Annotated in this window: 15 protein-coding genes and 2 pseudogenes; 10 read left to right on the top strand and 7 right to left on the bottom strand. The window is 64.3% G+C overall.

Going from position 1 to position 18,421, the window contains the following annotated elements; translation table 11 throughout:
• Positions 1-2: 2 nt before the first annotated feature.
• Genes nirD through CO664_RS10795 form a run of 3 tightly spaced genes read left to right on the top strand, consistent with a single transcriptional unit; the run spans position 3 to position 4,139 of the window.
• Positions 3-341, top strand: coding sequence for a nitrite reductase small subunit NirD (gene nirD, locus CO664_RS10805; protein WP_097538742.1), 339 nt, complete (start codon positions 3-5; stop codon positions 339-341).
• A gap of 2 nt (positions 342-343) precedes the next feature.
• Positions 344-3,001 (top strand): nitrate reductase, encoded by a 2,658-nt coding sequence (locus CO664_RS10800; protein ID WP_097538741.1) that lies wholly within the window; start codon positions 344-346, stop codon positions 2,999-3,001.
• A complete protein-coding gene (locus CO664_RS10795; protein WP_097538740.1) occupies positions 2,973-4,139 on the top strand; it encodes an SAM-dependent methyltransferase in 1,167 nt (388 codons plus the stop codon). Before CO664_RS10800 ends, CO664_RS10795 begins: the two co-directional genes overlap by 29 nt.
• An 8-nt stretch (positions 4,140-4,147) precedes the next feature.
• Here CO664_RS10795 and CO664_RS10790 read toward each other — a convergent pair.
• Positions 4,148-4,611, bottom strand: a pseudogene (locus CO664_RS10790) (NUDIX domain-containing protein).
• A 106-nt stretch (positions 4,612-4,717) separates the two neighbouring features.
• A pseudogene (locus tag CO664_RS10785) lies at positions 4,718-5,169 on the bottom strand (pyridoxamine 5'-phosphate oxidase family protein).
• A gap of 369 nt (positions 5,170-5,538) precedes the next feature.
• Here CO664_RS10785 and CO664_RS10780 point away from each other — a divergent pair.
• On the top strand, positions 5,539-5,850 hold the full coding sequence (locus tag CO664_RS10780) for a hypothetical protein (protein WP_245426448.1): 312 nt from the start codon (positions 5,539-5,541) through the stop codon (positions 5,848-5,850).
• A gap of 25 nt (positions 5,851-5,875) precedes the next feature.
• Here the strand turns inward: CO664_RS10780 and CO664_RS10775 are convergent, their stop codons facing one another.
• Both CO664_RS10775 and CO664_RS10770 read right to left on the bottom strand, forming a co-directional pair.
• A complete protein-coding gene (locus CO664_RS10775; RefSeq protein WP_097538738.1) occupies positions 5,876-6,649 on the bottom strand; it encodes a slipin family protein in 774 nt (257 codons plus the stop codon).
• Positions 6,649-8,031, bottom strand: coding sequence for a nodulation protein NfeD (locus CO664_RS10770; protein WP_097538737.1), 1,383 nt, complete (start codon positions 8,029-8,031; stop codon positions 6,649-6,651). The genes CO664_RS10775 and CO664_RS10770 overlap by 1 nt, the downstream gene beginning before the upstream one ends.
• A 302-nt stretch (positions 8,032-8,333) precedes the next feature.
• Between CO664_RS10770 and CO664_RS10765 the strand changes: the two genes are divergently transcribed.
• The 6 genes from CO664_RS10765 to ugpC all read left to right on the top strand — a co-directional run bounded on the left by CO664_RS10765 (position 8,334) and on the right by ugpC (position 15,394).
• A complete protein-coding gene (locus CO664_RS10765; protein ID WP_097538736.1) occupies positions 8,334-9,338 on the top strand; it encodes a LacI family DNA-binding transcriptional regulator in 1,005 nt (334 codons plus the stop codon).
• 43 nt (positions 9,339-9,381) lie between these two features.
• The gene (locus CO664_RS10760; protein WP_176536555.1) at positions 9,382-10,674 is read left to right on the top strand and encodes a sugar ABC transporter substrate-binding protein; all 1,293 of its coding nucleotides are present in this window, start codon (positions 9,382-9,384) and stop codon (positions 10,672-10,674) included.
• Positions 10,675-10,754: 80 nt separating this feature from the next.
• Positions 10,755-11,711, top strand: coding sequence for a sugar ABC transporter permease (locus CO664_RS10755; protein ID WP_037416539.1), 957 nt, complete (start codon positions 10,755-10,757; stop codon positions 11,709-11,711).
• A complete protein-coding gene (locus tag CO664_RS10750; protein ID WP_037416537.1) occupies positions 11,704-12,597 on the top strand; it encodes a carbohydrate ABC transporter permease in 894 nt (297 codons plus the stop codon). Before CO664_RS10755 ends, CO664_RS10750 begins: the two co-directional genes overlap by 8 nt.
• A 3-nt stretch (positions 12,598-12,600) precedes the next feature.
• Positions 12,601-14,322: a GH32 C-terminal domain-containing protein gene (locus CO664_RS10745; protein ID WP_097538734.1), complete on the top strand. Its 1,722-nt coding sequence runs from the start codon at positions 12,601-12,603 to the stop codon at positions 14,320-14,322.
• Positions 14,323-14,347: 25 nt separating this feature from the next.
• Positions 14,348-15,394, top strand: a complete 1,047-nt coding sequence (gene ugpC / locus CO664_RS10740) for a sn-glycerol-3-phosphate ABC transporter ATP-binding protein UgpC (RefSeq protein ID WP_097538733.1) — start codon at positions 14,348-14,350, stop codon at positions 15,392-15,394.
• 52 nt (positions 15,395-15,446) lie between these two features.
• On the opposite strand, the gene CO664_RS10735 is transcribed toward ugpC, so the two are convergent.
• Genes CO664_RS10735 through CO664_RS10725 form a run of 3 tightly spaced genes read right to left on the bottom strand, consistent with a single transcriptional unit; the run spans position 15,447 to position 18,405 of the window.
• Positions 15,447-16,208, bottom strand: coding sequence for an ABC transporter ATP-binding protein (locus tag CO664_RS10735; protein ID WP_097524471.1), 762 nt, complete (start codon positions 16,206-16,208; stop codon positions 15,447-15,449).
• Positions 16,202-17,272, bottom strand: coding sequence for an iron ABC transporter permease (locus tag CO664_RS10730; RefSeq protein WP_097524470.1), 1,071 nt, complete (start codon positions 17,270-17,272; stop codon positions 16,202-16,204). Before CO664_RS10730 ends, CO664_RS10735 begins: the two co-directional genes overlap by 7 nt.
• A complete protein-coding gene (locus CO664_RS10725) occupies positions 17,269-18,405 on the bottom strand; it encodes an ABC transporter substrate-binding protein (RefSeq protein WP_097538732.1) in 1,137 nt (378 codons plus the stop codon). The genes CO664_RS10730 and CO664_RS10725 overlap by 4 nt, the downstream gene beginning before the upstream one ends.
• Between the last annotated feature and the right edge of the window lie 16 nt (positions 18,406-18,421).

Below are 18,421 nucleotides of genomic sequence, written 5' to 3'. Positions count from 1 at the left end.
TGATGACAATGAACTGGATTGCTATTGGCGACATCGGCGACATTCCGCTTCGCGGCGCCCGGTGCGTCAAGACGCCGATCGGCAAGATCGCCGTCTTCCGGACCGCCGAGAACGAGGTCTTTGCGATCGAGGATCACTGCCCGCACAAGGGCGGTCCGCTGAGCCAGGGCATCGTTCACGGCAACGCGGTCACCTGCCCGCTGCACAATTGGGTGATCTCTCTCGAGACCGGCAAGGCGCTCGGCGCCGACGAAGGCGCGGTGCGCACCATCCCGGTCAGGAACGACAATGGCGCGCTCTCCATCGCGCTCGAGAACCTGGCACTGGCGGCGGCGGAGTAGGCATGGCGTGCGAGGTCAAGACCACCTGTCCCTATTGCGGCGTCGGCTGCGGCGTCATCGCCCGCGTGGGCGAGGACGGTGCGGTCAGCGTCAAGGGCGATCCCGAGCACCCCGCCAATTTCGGCCGGCTCTGCTCGAAGGGATCGGCGCTGGCCGAAACTCTCGATCTCGACGGTCGCCTGCTCCATCCGGAAATCGGCGGCCGCCGGGCTGGCTGGGACGAAGCGCTTGACCTCGTCGCCAAACGGTTTTCCCAAAGCATCGCCGAACACGGGCCGGATTCGGTGGCCTTTTATGTCTCGGGGCAATTGCTGACCGAGGACTACTACCTCGCCAACAAGCTGATGAAAGGCTTCATCGGCTCGGGCAACATCGACACCAATTCGCGCCTCTGTATGTCCTCTTCGGTCGCTGGCCACCGGCGCGCCTTCGGCGCCGATACGGTACCGGGCACCTATGAAGACATCGAGCTTGCCGACCTCGTCATCCTGACCGGCTCCAACATGGCATGGTGCCATCCAGTCCTTTACCAGCGCCTTTCGGCAGCGAAGGCCAACCGCCCGGAAATGAAGGTCGTCGTCATCGATCCGCGTCGGACGATGACGGCCGACATCGCCGACATGCATCTGGCACTCGCGCCGGACGGCGACACGGCGCTCTTCAACGGGCTGCTTGCCCATCTGGCAGAGAGCGGTGCCATCAACCGGGACTATGTGTCCGCCCACACGCAAGGCTTCACCGAGGCCCTTCAGGCCGCGTCGGCACTCGATCTCCCTGCGCTGTCGGCGGCGACGGGCCTCACGCCCAAGCAGTTGCGCGACTTTTTCCGGCTGTTCGAAACGACGGAGAGGGTCGTCACCTGCTACAGCCAGGGCGTCAACCAGTCCTCCGCCGGGACCGACAAGGTGAACGCCATCCTCAACTGCCATCTGGCGACCGGCCGCATCGGCCGCCCTGGCATGGGCCCCTTCTCGCTGACCGGCCAGCCGAATGCGATGGGCGGCCGCGAAGTCGGCGGACTGGCGAACATGCTTGCTGCCCATTTGGATATCGACAAGGCGGTTGACCGCGATCTGGTGCGCCGCTTCTGGGGAGCGCCGAGCATCGCCGCGAAGCAGGGCCTCAAGGCGGTGGACATGTTCCGCGCCGTCGCCGATGGCAGGATCAAGGCGCTGTGGATCATGGCTACGAACCCGGTCGTTTCCATGCCCGACGCCGACGCCGTCGAGGCGGCGATCAAGGCCTGTCCCTTCGTCGTCGTCTCGGAAATGCAGCGGCAGACCGATACGGCCCGCCACGCCCAGGTCCTGCTCCCCTCGCTCGGCTGGGGCGAGAAGGACGGCACGGTGACCAATTCCGAGCGGCGCATCTCGCGCCAGCGCGCCTTTCTTCCGGTACCGGGCGAAGCGCGGGCCGACTGGTGGCAACTCGCCGAGGTCGCGCGGCGGATGGGTTTTGACGAGGCCTTCAGCCATTCGTCGCAATCCGAGATCTTCGCCGAGCACGCCGCACTTTCCGGCTTCGAAAACGATGGGCGCCGCGATTTCGACATCAGCGCCCACGCGGCGATCGACCGGGCGACCTATGACGAGCTCAGGCCCTTCCAATGGCCGCAGCCGAAAGGAAGCGCGCCTCAGGTCAAGCGCTTCTTCGCCAAGGGCGGCTTCTATCATCCGGATGGCCGCGCCCGCTTCATCGCCGTTCAGGCGCCGCAGGCGCGCCGCGCCAACGAGGCCTTCCCTTCGACCCTCAACACCGGCCGGGTGCGCGACCACTGGCACACGATGACCCGTACCGGCAAGAGCGCCCGGCTATCGAGCCATCTCGCCGAGCCCTTCGTGGAAATCCATCCGCGCGACGCGCAGACGGCCGGCGTCTCCGTCGCCGACCTCGTCATGCTCGAAAGCCGGCGTGGCACGGCGATCGTGCGGGCGCTCGTCACCGAACGGCAGGCCGAAGGCAATCTCTTCGTACCGATGCACTGGAACGATCAGTTCGCCTCGAAGGCGCGGATCGACGCTCTGGTCCCGCCGGTCACCGACCCGGTCTCGGGCCAACCTGCCTCGAAGAACGTCGCTGTTCGGGCGAAGCGTTTCGCCGCAAAAGCCTACGGCTTCGCCGTTTCGGCCGAAAAGCCTGAGCAGTTCGACGCGGCCTACTGGGCGATCGCCAAGGCCGAGGGCGGATGGCGCATGGAACTCGCCTTCACCGGCGCGGACGGCGATTGGATAGGCTGGTGCCGGCAGGCCTTCTCCATTCCCGCCGATATCGACCCGATCGGCTATACGGACCGGACCTCGGGAGAACTCCGCCTTGCCTTCTTCGACGGCGACAGGCTGCTTGCCGCGCTCTTCCTCTCGCCCCGGCCGGTTGCGGTGGCGCGAAACTGGGCGGTTTCGCAGCTTGGCGTTTCGCACGCCAATCTCAGCAAGCGCTTCGCCATGGCCGCCGGCCGCCCCGGTGCCGACAAGCCCGACCCGGGCGCAACCGTCTGTTCCTGCTTCAGCGTCGGCGTCAACCAGATCACCGCGGCTATCCGCGGAGGCTGTCACAGCGTCGAAGCCATTGGCGAGAAGACCAGCGCCGGAACCAATTGCGGTTCCTGCCGCTCCGAAATCAGGGGGATCATCAATGCATGCCTTGCCGCCGCTGCCGAGTGATCGCGCCTCGAAGCCGCAGCGTGTCGCGGCACTGGCGACGCTGCCGCTCTTCTGGACGCTGAAAGGCAAGCGCGTCGTCGTCGCCGGCGGCAGCGACGGTGCCGCCTGGAAGGCCGAACTGCTTGCCGCCTGCGGCGCCGAGGTGCACGTCTACGCATCGCATGCGGACCTCGGCGACGGCTTTCACGACCTGCTCGGCCGCGGCGCCGCCGATCGGGACGGCTCCTTCGTGCGCCATGATCAGACCTGGCATGACGGCATCTTCGGCGATGCCGCGCTGGCGATCGGCGACTGTGAAGACGACGAGGAGGCCGAAGCCTTCTTCAATGCGGCCGGTGCCGCCGGCGTGCCCGTCAACGTCATCGACAAGCCGCAGTTCTGCCAGTTCCAGTTCGGGTCGATCGTCAATCGCTCGCCCGTTGTCGTGGCAATCTCGACCGACGGAGCAGCGCCGATCCTGGCGCAGGCGATCCGCCGCCGTATCGAGACGCTCCTGCCGCCGGCGATGAAGCGTTGGGCCGGCGTCGCCCAGGCAATCCGCGAACGGGTGAATGTCCGCCTGCAGCCGGGCGCTCAGCGCCGCACGTTCTGGGAGCGCTTCATCGATCGGGCTTTCATCGAAACACCGGAGGAGGGTGTGGAGACGCGGCTGATGGCGGAGGTGGATCGTCTGGCGACGCCCCGACCCTCCGTCGGCCGCGTCACCATCGTCGGCGCCGGCCCGGGCGACGCGGAGCTCTTGACGCTGAAGGCGGTCCGCGCCCTGCAGGCCGCCGACGTCATCCTCTACGACGAACGGATCTCCAACGACGTGCTGGAACTCGCCCGGCGCGAGGCCAGGCGCATCCTTGTCAACCAGCGAAGCCGGGATGCAGACGCCGGAGATGGAAGCAACGCGATTGTCGCTCTCGCGAGGGCCGGAAAACGCGTCGTGCAGCTCCAGGCGGGCGATCCGACAACCGATGCCGAAACGCGGGAGGCGGCCACATGGCTCGGCCAACGCGGCATCCCGGTAGAGATCGTCCCCGGCGTCGCCGATCGCCGTCGCGGCGCCTGGGAGAACGGCGATGCGCAGGCGCTCGTCGTCGCAGGCATGGCCGAGCAGGCTCACGAGCGGCTCCGGGTCGCCGGCCATTAGATGGCATGCTATCGGCGGTTATATCGGTCTTCCAAACGATCGATGAATGCCGTTTGAGCGGCGTTTATCTTTGCCCGCGCCTCCTCGAGCGTGAACCATTCCGCCCGATCAACTTCGGGGAAGGATTGCATGCGCCCGCTTCCAGGCGGCCACTCCATCTCGAACAGGTTGCTGCGAATGCTGGCGATGTCGAACTCGCTTTCGCCCGCGAAGGCGGTGATCAGCTTGCCGCTTTCAGGCGCGCCTCGCCGAGCGGCTCCAACGGCCCCGTGACGGCGATGCCGGTCTCCTCGAGGAACTCGCGGCGCGCCGCCGCTTCCGGCTCTTCGCCCCCCTCGTATTCGCCTTTCGGGATCGACCAGGCCCCGAGATCCCGGTTGCTCCAGAAGGGGCCGCCGGGATGAACGAGCAGGACGAGAAGCGCACCGGCTTCGTATCTGTAGAGCAGGATACCCGCGCTTTTCTTCGGCATGTGCGATCCTCCGATCGATAGTCCGGCGCCCGTTCGGCCTCAGCGGCCGGGGCAGGATACATCGTAGCGGCGGCTTCGGACGAATGTCCGTCGCGCGCACAGAGTTTCAGCCCCGGTCATCTGCCGCGGCGGCACGTCCGGTCATCTCGTCGATGCCGATGCAATAGAAGAGATGCGGCGAAGCGCCGAGCATCTTCTGCGGCGTCGGCTTCAATCCTCCAGGTTCCCACCAGTTGACGTGCTTCTCCAGAAGAGACCAGGCGTGCATGCGTTCGCGTGCCATTGTGGCGTTTCCGGAAGCTCCCGATACTGGCCATAGAGGAGCACGCTCTTCCAGCCCTGCGCGCCTATAAACACGTCGATCTGCAGACATGCGGATTGACGCGCATCCACTCGATCTTCCGGCCCGCATGGAGAAGCTGTAGAGGCGCCGGCCGGTATAGGGATAATGGATCGGAACGACATAGGGCCGGTCGTCCTTTGAACAGGCGACCTGGCGAGCCGCCCCGACGTCACGACAGCGATGCACTCCGCTTCGCTCATTTCCCTGATGAACATAATGTGAGTCCCTTCATCAAGCGATCTAAATGCTTTAGTCTAAGGCCGAAGCGCAGACCCGCCTTGACCGGGGTCAAGACGGATGGGTGCCGCGGCGGCGGCCCTGCGCTTCCAAATTGATGCGGATTAACGAACATGGGGACTGGCCGCCCTAGCTTGGTAGCCAAAGGAGACCGCCAATCCGGGTCGTAGAGGGTGCCGTCACTTCTTCCGAACGACGCCGATGGTCCCGCTGAATGATTTTTTTGTGCCGCTGATACAGCGAGATGCTGCAGAAGAGGAGGTTCTGCGATGTCGAAGACAATATCCGACCCTCTTGCACCCGCGACATGGCCCCGTTGGCCGGTGGGCCCTGAAGGTCGATCGCTGATGCTTTCGATGACTCGTTTCCAGGCCGACATCTTGCAGACCGCCTTGCGGGGTCAGATTGAGGCGCTCACCTTCATGCAGAGCCGCAGCGAGCAGCATCTGCAGCTCTGGGAGGAGCTGCTCGCGTCGGACTACGCGCGCGACGGCTTCGATCTTTACTGCGCCTTCTGGCGCAACGCCTTTCAGGACTATTCCGACGAGGCGGAGCGTTTCACCCGGATGGGAGCGGAGCTCGCCACCCAGACGGCAAAGCGCGTCAGCGACGAGCAGGAAGAACTGACCGAGAAAGTGGCGCGGCAGATGGTGATGTGACGCGCCGGGGGCCTTGCCGGCGCTGCTATTCCGAGGAGCCTCCGGTCTTGGCCGAGAGCATTTCGGCGATTTCCATCGGGAAGGGGAAGATGATCGTCGAGTTCTTCTCGCCGGCAATGACATTGAGCGTGCTGAGATAGCGAAGCTGCATGGCCTGCGGCTGGCGGGCGAGGATTTGCGCCGCCTCGAGCAGTTTCGCCGCCGCCTGCTGCTCGCCCTCGGCGTTGATGACTTTGGCGCGCCGCTCGCGTTCGGCTTCCGCCTGGCGGGCGATTGCGCGGATCATCGATTCATTGATGTCGACATGTTTGATCTCAACGGTCGCGACCTTGATGCCCCAGGCATCGGTCTGCACGTCGAGGATCTTCTGGATGTCGTCGTTCAGCCGGTCGCGCTCCGCCAGCATCTCGTCGAGGTCGTGCTTGCCGAGCACCGAACGCAAGGTCGTCTGGGCGAGCTGGCTCGTCGCCGCCATGAAATCCTCGACTTGGATCGTCGATTTCTCCGCATCGATCACACGGAAATAAATGACCGCGCTGACGCGGACTGAGACGTTGTCGTGCGAGATGACGTCCTGGCTCGGCACGTCGAGCACCCGCGTGCGGAGGTCGACGCGCACCATCTGCTGCACGTAAGGAAGGAGCAGGATGAGCCCCGGTCCCTTGACGCCGGTGAAGCGGCCGAGGGTGAAGACGACGCCGCGCTCATATTCCCGCAGGATCCGGATCGCGTAGGCAATCACGATCAGCAGGACAAACAGCGCCGCGGCGAGCGGGACGAGACTTCCTATGAAGGGCATCAAACTCCTCCTCTTCTGGCTTCCTTTGCCCGACGCTCGACTTCGAGCGTCAAGCCGTCCCGGCCGACGACCATCACGTCCTCGCCGGGGCCTAGCGGATCGCTGCTCACCGCTCGCCAACGCTCGCCATGGGCGATGACGTAACCGTTGGCGCCTGCCCAGCTATCGACCTTGCCAAAAATACCGATCATCTGCTCGGCTCCGGTGGCGACCTTGTGCCGGCGGGACACGAAGGCGAGGCGGGCGACAATGAGGCTGAAGGCGAGGCTCGCGATCGCCACGCCGCCGAGAACCGGCCAAGACACCTGCAGCCCCGGCACGTCGGTATCGAAGAGGAAGGCGGCACCGAGCACGATGGCAACGCCGCCGCCGAGCCCGAGCACGCCGAAGGACGGCGCGTGCGCTTCGGCCACCAGCAATGCCACGCCGAGGATGATCAGTCCGATACCGGCATAGCTGACCGGCAGCACGGCGAGGGCATAGAGACCGAGCAGAAGGCAGATGCCGCCGACCGTGCCGGGCAGCACGGTGCCGGGCGACAGAAACTCGAAAATCAAGCCGTAGATGCCGACGAGCATCAGCAGCAGCGCGACATTCGGATCGGTGATCACCGAAAGGAGCCGCGTGCGCCAGTCGGGAAGCACGTCTTCAATTGAGAGCCCAATCGTATCGAGCCGGCTATCGGCCTGGCCGATGCGAACCGTTCGGCCATGGGCCTGCTTCAGCAGGTCCTCGACGGTGGCGGCGGTGAAATCGACGACCTTCTCCCGGACCGCCGCCGCCGAAGAGAGGCTTGCGGCCTCGCGCACGGCCTTTTCCGCCCAATCGACATTGCGATTGCGTAGCTCGGCAAGCCCGCGAATATAGGCCACCGCATCGTTGATCAGCTTTGCCTCGCCGGCGCTTGCCGGGCGTTTCGGAGCGTCGGTCTTGCCTTCCTCGGCAGGCTTGTCCTTGTCGCTTTCCTCGTCGCCGCCGAACAGCCCTCCGCCGATGGCGATCGGTGTCGCGGCGCCGAGATTGGTTCCCGGCGCCATCGCCGCCACGTGGCTCGCGTAAAGGATATAGGTCCCGGCGCTCGCCGCCCTGGCGCCACTCGGCGCAACGAAGCTGGCGACGGCTACGGGCGAATCGAGGATCGCCCGGATGATGGCGCGCATCGAGGTGTCGAGGCCGCCGGGCGTATCCATCTGCAAAACCACCAGTGACACGCCCCGATCCTTCCCACGCTGGAGTCCTCGGATCACATATTCCGCGGTCGCCGGACTGATCGCGCCGTTGACGTGCAGCACCAATGCGACGCGCTCGGCCGCGGACACCGGTGGGACGGGAGAAGCGAAGGCCGACAAGATAAACAGAACAAGGGTGAGGATTCGGGACATCCGCCGTCAAGCCTCTGGTCGCGCTACGGGCCGAGCGGGAGTATGGATCGGACGCTATCCTACCCGCTCTCTACCTTTCGTCGAAATTCATGGTTTCTAATATAGGTTAGAACGGCAAAAAGCGTAAGGGATCTAGTCTCGATGCTCTGCCGCGAAAGTTGTATCGAGATGATGCCGCATAGATTTTTGCACTTGCCGGGGACGCATGAGAAGAGGCGGCGACGAGGCAGTCAAGGTCTGTGATTGACTCCGTCCGTTTGATGATGGTATTACTTGAGTAATCGTTAACCCAAGGAAACACAGTGACGATTTCGTTGAGCGACATAGCCGAGCGTGCAGGCGTTTCCGTCAAGACCGTATCGGGTGCTCTTCATGGTGGCTCGGCCCGGATGTCGGAAGAGACGCGGCAGCGGATCAAGGAGATCGCCGAGGAACTCGGCTATGTCACCAATCTCGCCGCACGCAGCATGCGGCAGGGCTGGATGCCGCTGATCGGCGTCGTCGCCGACGAGTTGATCACCTCGCCTTTCGCGACCGAAATCATCCGCGGGCTCGACGGTGCGGCGCGGGCCTCAGAGATGGCCGTCTTCGCGATGACGCTCAGCGGTAGTCGCGACGTTGCTTCGGTGGTGGAGGAAGTCCGCCGCTTCCGCCCGCGGGCGATCGCCTATGCCGCGATGTACCACAAGACCGTCACGCTGCCGGAGGAGTTTGCCGGCACCGTCGGGGTGATGATCAACTGTCGTGAGGCGAGCGACCGCGTCACGTCTCTCGTGCCGGACGAGGTCGGCGCGGCGCATGAGATCACCAGCTACCTGATCGACGCAGGGCGGCGCAACATCGCCTTCATCAACCTGCCGGGCCTGCTCGCCGGCGACCTGCGCGAGACCGGCTTTCGCCAGGCGATGACGGAGGCCGGTCTCGATGGCGCCGGCGCAAGGGTGTTGCCGGCGGTGCGGCGCGCCACCTACAGCGACCGGGCGCCGAGCCTCGTCCACTCCCACGTCACCGAACTGATGCGCGGGCCTGACCGCCCGGATGCAATCCTCTGCGGCAACGACCGGGTTGCGATGGAGGTCTATGCCGCCCTGCGCCGGGTCGGCGCCGAGATCCCGGACGACGTCGCCGTCGCCAGCTTCGACAACCAGGTCGATATCGCCTCGCGCCTCGATCCGCCTTTGACGACCATGGCCCTGCCCCATCGCACGATGGGCCGCATGGCAGCCAACATTCTGCTGACCAATGATGCGGTGCCGGGAGAAGTGCGAAAGTTGCCGTTCCAATTGGTGGAGCGGCTATCCGTATGAATTTAGTTGCAGCGTAAAAACCCGTTGAGGAGGAGTGACTATGATGGGTAATCGTTTACTTTCACTACTGGAGGCATCGGCGGCCCTGGGTCTGCTGATGGGCCAGGCCGAAGCCAATACCGTCATCCAGGTGATGCACCAGGGCGATCCCGGCTGGGTCTCGACCTATGGCGACGTCGCCAAGCGTTTCGAGGCGGCCAATCCGGACGTCGACATCGAGCTGATCTATGCGCCGCACGACGCCTATAACGAGAAGTTCAGCGCCGCCGTCATGTCCAAGCAGTTGCCGGACGTCATGGAACTCGACGCTCCCTTCCTCGCCAACTACGTCTGGTCCGGCTACCTGCAGCCGATAAAACCTTTGATCGAGCAGGATATCCTCGACGACATGACCGAGTCCAACGTCGCGCAGGGCACCTATCCGATCGACAAGGAGCTTTACGCCGTAGGCCTCACCGACTCCTCCGTCGTCCTCTATGGCAACAGAAAATACCTTGAGGCGATCGGCGCCCGCATTCCGAAGGGCGTGGATGACGCCTGGACGCGGGAGGAATTCGAAGGCTATCTCGACAGGCTCTCGAAAGTCGAGGGCGTCAAATGGCCGATCGACACGTTCCGAGGCTATGGCATCAAGACCGAATGGATCACCTATGCCTATGGTCCGATCCTGCAATCCGCCGGCTGCGACCTGATCGACCGCAAGAGCTGGAAAGCGGTCGGAACGCTCGACAGCGATCCGTGCGTCGATGCGCTGACGATGATGCAGAAATGGGTGAATAACGGCTGGGTCGTGCCGCAATCCTCCGGCACCAACCAGTTCTTCGCCGAGGGGCATCCGGCCGCGCTGGCGTTCGGCGGCCACTGGATCTATGCGGAAGCCGCCGCCTCGATGAAGGACGACATCGTCGTCATGCCGCTGCCGAAGTTCGGGCCGAAAGGCGCGAGCCCGAACGGCACCTGGATCTGGGGCATCACCACCGCCTCCGAGCATCCCGATATTGCCGGCAAGTTCGTGAGCTTCATGCTGAAGGACAAGCAATATCGCGACTATGCCAGGGAGGATTCCGCCTATCCGGGGCTGAAGAGCTTTGCCGCCGATTCTCCCCTGTATAGCACCGGCGGCCCGATGGCCGTCGCCTTCGAGCAGGCATCGAAGACCGCGATCGCACGGCCGCCGCATCCGGCCTATCCGGCGATCACCTCGGCCTTCATGGGAGCCGTCGACGAGATCTTCAACGGCGGCGACGTCAAGGCGGCGCTCAGCGCAGCGGCAGAGAAGATCGACGAGGACATCGAAGAGAACGACGGCTACCCGCCCTTCGACGAACAGCAGTAACGCTGACGGGCGACCGCGCGCGCGGTCGCCCAATCGGTCGCAGAGGCGATCGACTTACGCGATTGAACGAGGAGGAGATCATGACCTTGCAGCAACCGGCGCTGACCGCGACGGCAGCCCTGGCGCGCCCTGCCCAACGCAAAGACAAGGGACGCAGGGATCGGGGCCGCCTGTTCCAGGAAATCGGCATGCTTGCGCCGGCGGTGGTGCTCTTGGCGATCTTCCTGATCGTGCCGTTCCTCCTGTCGTTCTGGACGGCGATGACCAACCAGCCGCTGGTGCCGCGTCCGACACCTGTCCGCTTCATCGGCCTCACCAACTTCCTGAGGATCTTGAAGGACGACCTGTTCTGGACCTCGCTCTGGAACGTCTCGCGCTTCACCTTCTGGATTCTGCCGGTGCAATGCGGGCTCGCCTTCGCGACCGCCCTGCTGCTGCATCAGAAGCTGCCCTTCCGCAACTTCTTCCGCGGGCTGTTCTTCCTGCCCGCCATCACCTCGATGGTCGTTGTCTGCGTCATCTGGGGAACACTGTTCCAATACCCGACCGGGCCGCTCAACCAGGTGATCGGGTTCCTCTCCGGTGGCCGTATCCAGCCGATCGACTGGCTCGGCGACCCCAACTGGGCGATGTTCTCGATCGTGCTGCTCTCGGCCTGGCAGGCCTATGGCTTCCAGATGATCGTCTATCTCGCCGGCCTGCAGGGTATTCCCGACGAGCTCTATGATGCCGCCCGCATCGACGGCGCCAATGCCTTCCAGCGCTTCTGGCACGTGACCATGCCGGGTCTGAGACCGACGCATGTCTTCGTGCTGGTGATCACCACCATCCAGGCCTTCAAGCTCTATACCCAGGTCGCGGTCCTGACCCAGGGCGGACCGAAAAGCAGCACCGAAACCGTGGTGCATTACATGGTGCGAACCGGCTTCGAGGAGCAGAAGCTCGGGCTTGCCTCGGCCGTGTCGGTCATTCTGTTCCTCATCGTTCTCGTTATCGCGCTGCTGCAGCGCCAGCTTCTGAGGCGTTTCGATGTCTGATCTCGTCCTTTCCACAACACCGTTGGAGGTAGAGCGTGAGCGCTCCGCTGTCGGTACGCTGCGCCTCGTGCAGACCGCCTGCATCCTCGTCATCGCGCTCGTCATCATCTCGCCGCTGTTCATGCTGCTGGTGGCGAGCCTCAAGGATGATCGCTTCCAGATCCTCGCCGATATGGGCAGTTTCCGTGCCTTCTGGGTGTCGAACCCGACGCTGTCGAACTTCGCGGAGGTCGGCAACCTCTCGGGCGAGCTCGCCTACGGCCGCTACCTCCTGAATTCGCTGATCATTCTCGCATGCACCGTAGGCGCGGGCCTGATCGTCAATTCCATGGCTGGCTTCGTGCTTGCCTGGGGATCGCTGCGCGGGCGGGCCTTGATGCTGTCGGTCGTCATCGCCCTCTATGTCATCCCGCAGGAAAGCATCATCATGCCGCTCGTCATCATGGTGTCGCGCGCCGGCATGACCGACACCTTCACGGTGCAGATCGTGCCCTGGGTCGCCAGTCCGCTCTACATTTTCCTGTTCTACCAGTTCTTCGCCCAGCTTCCGAAGGAGCTCTTCGAGGCGGCCGAGATGGACGGCGCCTCGGTGTTCCGCATCTACCGCTCGATTTTCCTGCCCTTGAGCCTGCCGGCACTCGCCACAGTCTCGATCCTCATGGGGATCGAGGCCTGGAACCAGTATCTCTGGCCGATCCTGGTGACGCAGACCGACTACGCGCGGCCGATCGCAGTCGCCATAGCCACCTTCTTCGGCCAGGACAGCATCTACTGGGATCGCGCCATGGCGGCCTCGGTCCTGATGATGATCCCGATCCTCGCCCTCTATCTCGTCTTCCAGCGCTGGTTCGTAAGTTCCTTCGTTGGCTCCGCCGTGAAAGGTTGATCAATGACAAGCCATGCAAATCCCTCCTCGCTTCTCGACGGCAGCCTCAAGACGCTGAGTGCCGCCCTTCCCGCCGGCACGACAATCCATGCGTGGCTGAAGGCGATCGACGCGGGAACGCCGGCTGAGCTTAGAGCCGACCAGGAAGGACGCGACGCCGGTCGTCTGATGGCTCGCAACAGCGAGGAATTCGAGTTCCAATCGCTGGTGATCGAGAGCGGCGGCGAAACGACATTGACCTATGACGCGACGACGACCACCCTGTCCGTCGTCTATGCCTTTTCGGAAAAGGAGGTGCTCGAAACCGGCATCCGCATCCTCTTCACCGGCGAGGCCAATGCGGCACCCGCCGTTCCCGGCAGCTACCATTTCCGCCCGCCCTTCGGCTGGATGAATGATCCGAACGGCTTCGGCCGCTTCGGCGACAAGGTCCATCTCTTCTACCAGCACTATCCGCACAGCCTGCGCTGGAACACGATGCACTGGGGCCATGCGATCTCCGACGACTATCTCCGCTGGAGGCATCTCCCGGTATTCCTGCTGCCCGCGGCGGAGCTTTCCGCAAGCGCCGACGGCCGCGGCGGCGCTTTCTCCGGCTCGGCAATCCCGCTCGCCGGAGAGGAGGAGGGCATCCGAGTATTCTTCACCGAACAGGTCAAGGACCGCGCGCCGGAAGAGCAGATCCAGTTGACAGCTGTCACCCGCGACCAGATTGCCGCCGGACCCGCCGAGGTCCTTCTTCCCGAGCGTCCGGCAGGCCTCGATCTGACACTCGATTTCCGCGATCCCTATGTGATCAAGGGTCCGGACGGCCGCTGGAAGATGCTCATCGGCAGCCGTGACCACGCCGGCGGCGTCATCCTGCTCTACGAGACCGTCGATCCAGCGGCGGCTGGCGGCTGGACCTTCGTCGGCATCCTGCACCGCGAGGACCGTTTTGGCATGACGGCGGCCGAATGCCCGTGCATCGTTCCGGTCGACGGGCCGGCGGACGATCCGCAGACCCGCTGGGCGCTGATTTTTGGCCTCTTGACAAGCCGCGACCCGGCGACCGGCCGCCGCAACATCACGATCGCGACCGTCGGTCGCTTCGACGGCCGGAGCTTCACCAGGGAATTCGAGCAGGAACTCGACTTCGGCACCGACGCCTATGCCTTTCAGGCATTTGTCGGCCAGTCTGGGCCAGTCGGCATCGCGTGGCTGGCGAATTGGACGGAGATTTCGAAGAAGGCCGATTTCCCGACCGCCATGACGCTGCCACGCCGCGTGCTGATCACAGACGGCGCTCTGTCGACACCGCCTGTCGACGCCGTCGACAGCCTGCGAAAACACCTGATCGACGAGGCCCGGCTATGGTCCGGCGAAACGGTCGCGCTCGGCAACGGCGCCGTCGAGATCGTCATCGACCTTGCGGCCCCAGGCGCGGCCTTCGATCTCGAATTCGACCATCCTGAAGTCGAACTCGGCCTAAGGCTCGACCAAAAGGGCCTGAGCATCCTCTATGACGTTCCGGACGGCAAATGGCTGCCGCGCTACATTGCGACCGGCGCGCGTCCCTCGACACTTCGGATCTTCCTGGACAAGGGATCGATCGAGGTCTTTGCCGACAACGGCCGCTGGACCGGGACGAAGCGCCTGTCTGGCTTCGCGGGCGTCCGCTCGGCACGCCTCGCCGCACCGGACGGCAATGTCACTGCCGCACTGATCTGGCAGCTTGAGCTCTGAAAGAACAGGAAGGGAGGAATCAACGATGGCATCCGTCACGATCGAACAGGTTCGCAAGCAGTACGGCGCCGTGCCGGTAATCCACGGCGTCTCCATGGACATCGAGGATGGCGAGTTCGTCACCCTCGTCGGCCCCTCCGGCTGCGGCAAGTCGACCCTTCTGCGCATGCTCGCCGGGCTGGAGGACATCAGCGGGGGCGAAATTCGCATCGGCGGGCGGGTCGTCAATGACGTCGCGCCGAAGGAGCGGGATATCGCCATGGTGTTCCAAAGCTACGCGCTCTATCCGCACATGACGGTCGCGGAGAACATGGGCTTCGCGTTGAAGCTCAAGGGTGAAGGCAAGGCGGCGATCGAAAAGCGCGTGCGCGAAGCGGCCGACATCCTGGCGCTCGGGCCGTTGCTCGACCGTCTGCCGAAACAGCTTTCCGGCGGCCAGCGCCAGCGCGTCGCCATGGGACGGGCGATCGTCCGCCACCCGCGGGTCTTCCTGTTCGACGAACCGCTGTCGAATCTCGACGCCAAGCTGCGCGTCACCATGCGCGCCGAAATCAAGGACCTGCACCAGCGCCTGAAGACGACGACCGTCTACGTCACCCACGACCAGATCGAAGCGATGACCATGGCGGACCGGATCGTCGTCATGCGCGGCGGCAATGTCGAGCAGATCGGCAAACCGCTCGAGCTTTACGACCGTCCGGCCAACACCTTCGTCGCGGCCTTCATCGGCTCGCCGGCAATGAACCTCTTTGAGGGCTCGGTCGCGAATGGAGAGTTCGTCACGCGCAACGGCGCTTCGCTGCCGATGCCGGCTCGCTATCAAGGCGCAGCGGCGGCCATCTACGGCATCCGGCCGGAACATCTCGCCCTCGCCGAGAACGGCGTGCCGGCAACGGTGGTCGTCGTGGAGCCTACCGGCTCCGAAACGCATGTGCTCGTCAAGCTCGGCTCTGCGGAAGCCAACCTGGTCCTCAGGGACCGGATCGATCTTGAGCCCGGCCAACAAGTGCATGTCGCCCCGGACCTCGCCAAGCTGCATCTGTTTTCCGCGCAGGGAACGCGCGTCAACTGAGGCATCCGCCTCGACATCCATGAGTCGCGCCGTGTCGGCGCGACCGCACCATTCAACGGAGGGGAATGGAATCGTCGACGATGATCACGGGGCGTCCGTGCGAACAGGATTCGACCCGGGCTTCGACTCGGTAGACGGATTTCAGCATCTCGGCGGTGATCACCTGGTGCGTCGGCCCGCTCGCCGCCACCGAGCCGCCGCTGATCACAATCGTGTCGTCGCAATAGCGAAGCGCGTGGTTCAGATCGTGCAGCGCAATCAACACCGCCATGCCCGACTGCTCGGCGAGCCGCTTCATGAAGCCGAGCACTTCGATCTGGCGGAAGAGGTCGAGCGCCGAAGTCGGCTCGTCCATGAGCAGAACCTCCGGCTTGCGCACCAGCGCCTGGGCGATCGAGACGAGCTGCCGCTGGCCACCGGAGAGTTCGCCGAGACCGCGAAACGCGAGGTCATCGATCCTGAGTGCCGCAAGCACCCGATCGATTTCAGCGAGCTCGCCGTCCTTCACCTTCCACCCCGAGCCCTGCTTGGCCGAAAGCAGGACGGATTCGTACACCGTCAGCACCGCATTGGCCCCGGTGTCCTGCGGCATGTAACAGATTGTCTCCGGCCCTTTTTCCGTGTCGGTGAGGTGGACGAGACCGGGACCGGCGGCGAGCCCTGCAATGCGCTTGAAGAGCGTCGACTTGCCGGCGGCGTTCGGACCGATGACCGCGGTCAGGCCCCCGCCTCTGAGCGTGCCGGTGTCGATGCCGGACAGCACGGTGCGCCGACCATAGGTGGCGCCGACCGCGTCTAACCTCAAGGCTACCATGCTCGTCTCCTGTTGGTGAAAATCAGCACGAAGAAGAACGGCACGCCGACCAGCGCCGTGATGATGCCGATCGGCAGCACCGCGCCCGGAATGATCATCTTGCTGACGACGGACGTGACGGACAGCAACAGTGCACCGCAAAGCACGGACGCCGGCAGGAAGAAGCGCTGGTCCTCGCCGACCAGCATGCGGGCGATGTGCGGCCCGACGAGGCCGACGAAACCGATCGTGCCGACGAAGGAAACGGGGATCGCCGCGAGCAGGCTGACGATCAGCATCGTCTCGAGCCTGAGGCGCCGGACGTTGATGCCGAAGCTCGCGGCTTTGTCGTCGCCGAGCCGAAGCGCCGTCAACGCCCAGGCATGGCGGGCAAAGAGCGGCACGGCGAAAACCAGCACCGCGGCCGTGATCCAGACCTTCGGCCAGGTCGCCTTGGTGAGGCTGCCCATGGTCCAGAAGACGACGGCTGCGAGCGCCTGTTCGGAGGCGAGGTATTCGAGCAGCGACAGCGCCGCGTTGAAGGTGAAGACGAGGGCAATGCCGAGGAGCACGATGGTCTCGACGGTGACCCCACGCATGGTCGAGGCGAAATGGATGAACAGCGCCGCCAGCATCGCCATCAGGAAGGCGTTGAGCGGCACCATGTACTGGACCGCGACCGGAAACACCGCGACGCCGGCGACGAGCCCGAGGGCGGCGCCGAAGCCGGCCGCCGCCGAGATGCCGAGCGTGAAGGGGCTTGCCAGCGGATTGGCGAGGATCGTCTGCATCTGGGCGCCGGCGACCGACAGCGAAGCGCCGACCGTCACCGCCATCAGCGCGATCGGCATGCGGATGTCCCAGATCACCACGCGCAGCTGGTCGGTTACCGTATCGGAGCTGAACAGTGCCGTCAGCACGTCCGCAAGCGGATAGTTCGCCGGTCCGAGCGCCATGTCGACGGCGATCGAAAGGAACAAGGCGGCGATCAGGGCGGAAAGAATCAGGAGCCGGCGCGCGACAAGGGCGCGGTAGCGACCGCGCCCCTCGAGGCCGGAGATTTCGTCGGCGATCGCGACCATCATTCACCCCCGTCCGAAAGCGAGACAAAATAGCCGGGCCGGTAGGCGATCGGCAGGAACTTTTTATGAAATTCGCGGAAGGTCTGGTCCGGATCGATATCGGCGAAAAGTTCGGGATGAAACCATTTGGCGAATTGCTGGATCGGCACGAACTCATAGGGCGCGCCGTAGAACTGGTGCCAGACGGCATGCACCCTGCCCGTCTTGACGGCGTCGAGCGTGGCAAAGGCCGGCCTTTCCACCAGCCCTTTCAGCCGCTTTTGCGCCGCTTGCAGATCGGCGCCGCGGCCGACGCTGACGAACTGGTTGACGTCGGATTCGGCCGTCCAGTTGCTGCCGGTGACGATCACATGGTCCGGATTGGCAACGACGAGTTGCTCGGGATTGAGGTCGCCGAAGGTCGCCGTGATCACGTCGGAGCCGATATTGTGGCCGCCGGCCTTTTCCACCATCTCGCCGAAATTTGCCGGCCCGAAGGTCCGGCAGCAAGCTGTGTCTCCGGTGATCCCGGGTGAGCGCTCGATGAAGACTTTCGGGCGCGCAATCGCACCGGCGTGGGCGAGACGGTCGGTGACGACGGCGATCTGGGCGCTCCGATAGTCGATGAACTCCCTCGCCCGCACCTCGGCGCCGAATATCTGGCCGAGGATTTCAACCGATTTCTCGCTGTTCTTCGCCGGATCGACGCGGAAATCGAGGTAGACGACGGCGATGCCGGCAGCGGCAGCCTTGTCGATGAAGCCCGACTCCTCGACTGCCTCCTGCGCTTCAAGGTTCAGCGTCAGCACGTCCGGCTTCAGCGCGATTGCCGCCTCCAGGCTGAAGTCGCCGCTCGGGATATAGCCGAAGCGCGGCAGCTTCTCGATCGCCGGAAAGCGTTCACGGTAACCCTCATAGGAATCCGGATCCTTCATGATCAGATCGTCGCGCCAGCCGACGATCGTGTCGAAGACATGCTCGCCCCTGAGCGCCGCCGCGATGTGGATCTGTCGCGCCTCGCCGAGCAGGATCCGCTTGGCCGGAAGCTCGATCTCGACCTTGCGGCCGGTGACATCGGTGACTTCCGCCGCAACGGCTGGTGCCGCGGCAAAAACCGCGGCGACAAGTGCCAGGACGACTTTCTTCAGGTTCCGCATTTCAAAACCTCGCAAA

This window comes from Sinorhizobium sp. NG07B (genome assembly GCF_002532005.1).
In the GTDB taxonomy this organism is placed as follows: Bacteria; Pseudomonadota; Alphaproteobacteria; order Rhizobiales; family Rhizobiaceae; genus Sinorhizobium; species Sinorhizobium fredii_C.
Note: the sequence above shows the minus strand (reverse complement) of the source record. Positions and strands in the feature narration are given on the sequence as shown.

What these genes read in the sequence shown, in the direction of transcription:
- ugpC (WP_097538733.1), top strand. Translation starts at nt 14,348, where the DNA reads ATGGCATCCGTCACGATCGAACAGGTTCGCAAGCAGTACGGCGCCGTG.
- CO664_RS10725 (WP_097538732.1), bottom strand. Translation starts at nt 18,405, where the DNA reads ATGCGGAACCTGAAGAAAGTCGTCCTGGCACTTGTCGCCGCGGTTTTT.
- CO664_RS10735 (WP_097524471.1), bottom strand. Translation starts at nt 16,208, where the DNA reads ATGGTAGCCTTGAGGTTAGACGCGGTCGGCGCCACCTATGGTCGGCGC.
- nirD (WP_097538742.1), top strand. Translation starts at nt 3, where the DNA reads ATGACAATGAACTGGATTGCTATTGGCGACATCGGCGACATTCCGCTT.
- CO664_RS10755 (WP_037416539.1), top strand. Translation starts at nt 10,755, where the DNA reads ATGACCTTGCAGCAACCGGCGCTGACCGCGACGGCAGCCCTGGCGCGC.
- CO664_RS10775 (WP_097538738.1), bottom strand. Translation starts at nt 6,649, where the DNA reads ATGCCCTTCATAGGAAGTCTCGTCCCGCTCGCCGCGGCGCTGTTTGTC.
- CO664_RS10795 (WP_097538740.1), top strand. Translation starts at nt 2,973, where the DNA reads ATGCATGCCTTGCCGCCGCTGCCGAGTGATCGCGCCTCGAAGCCGCAG.
- CO664_RS10780 (WP_245426448.1), top strand. Translation starts at nt 5,539, where the DNA reads ATGCTTTCGATGACTCGTTTCCAGGCCGACATCTTGCAGACCGCCTTG.
- CO664_RS10730 (WP_097524470.1), bottom strand. Translation starts at nt 17,272, where the DNA reads ATGATGGTCGCGATCGCCGACGAAATCTCCGGCCTCGAGGGGCGCGGT.
- CO664_RS10770 (WP_097538737.1), bottom strand. Translation starts at nt 8,031, where the DNA reads ATGTCCCGAATCCTCACCCTTGTTCTGTTTATCTTGTCGGCCTTCGCT.
- CO664_RS10800 (WP_097538741.1), top strand. Translation starts at nt 344, where the DNA reads ATGGCGTGCGAGGTCAAGACCACCTGTCCCTATTGCGGCGTCGGCTGC.
- CO664_RS10760 (WP_176536555.1), top strand. Translation starts at nt 9,382, where the DNA reads ATGGGTAATCGTTTACTTTCACTACTGGAGGCATCGGCGGCCCTGGGT.
- CO664_RS10750 (WP_037416537.1), top strand. Translation starts at nt 11,704, where the DNA reads ATGTCTGATCTCGTCCTTTCCACAACACCGTTGGAGGTAGAGCGTGAG.
- CO664_RS10745 (WP_097538734.1), top strand. Translation starts at nt 12,601, where the DNA reads ATGACAAGCCATGCAAATCCCTCCTCGCTTCTCGACGGCAGCCTCAAG.